At 76.0% G+C, this 670-nt stretch carries 1 protein-coding gene; it reads left to right on the top strand.

Annotated elements, in window-relative coordinates:
• A partial coding sequence (locus tag D8M29_RS13025) for a PD-(D/E)XK nuclease family protein (protein WP_148111642.1) occupies positions 1-527 on the top strand: 527 nt, incomplete at its 5' end.
• Positions 528-670: the final 143 nt, after the last annotated feature.

Below are 670 nucleotides of genomic sequence, written 5' to 3' on the forward strand. Positions count from 1 at the left end.
TCGCGGCGCGACGCGGCACGGCGTTCCACGCGTGGCTCGAGGAGCGCTTCGGGGCCACCGGCATGCTGGACATCGACTCGGCCGAGGACGCCGCGGACCTGTGGGTCGACGAGGCCCTCGACCTCGGCCCGATGCAGGAGTGGTTCCGCTCCTCGCGCTGGGCGGAGCGCACCCCGGCCTTCGTCGAGGCCCCGGTCGAGACGACGGTCGGCGGGATCACGCTGCGGGGCCGGGTCGACGCGATCTACCGCTCCGGCGGGGACCCCCGCCTGCCCTTCGACCCCGAGGCCGACTGGGAGCTCGTCGACTGGAAGACCGGCGCCGTGCCGCGGGGCCGCGACCTCGAGCTCAAGTCGCTGCAGCTGGCCGTCTACCGGCTCGCCTGGTCACGGCTGCACGGGATCCCGCTGGAACGGATCGGGGCCAGCTTCGTGTACGTGGCCCACGGGCAGGAGCGCTCCTTCCCGGACCTGCCGGGGGAGGAGGAGCTCGAGCGTCACATCACGGACGCCCTGGCCCGCCGTTGATCGGCCGCACCACCTCGACGGCGGGCAGCGACCCCGTCTCCGGGTCCGCGCTCCTCACGGCCGCGGCCTCCCGGGCGTCCTCCGCCGCATCCCGGGCGTCCTCGGCGGCGTCGGCGGCCGCGTCGGCCTCCGCCTGGCGCGCG

Origin of the sequence: Micrococcus sp. HSID17227 (assembly GCF_003989405.1) — a bacterium.
Classification (GTDB): domain Bacteria; phylum Actinomycetota; class Actinomycetes; order Actinomycetales; family Micrococcaceae; genus Micrococcus; species Micrococcus luteus.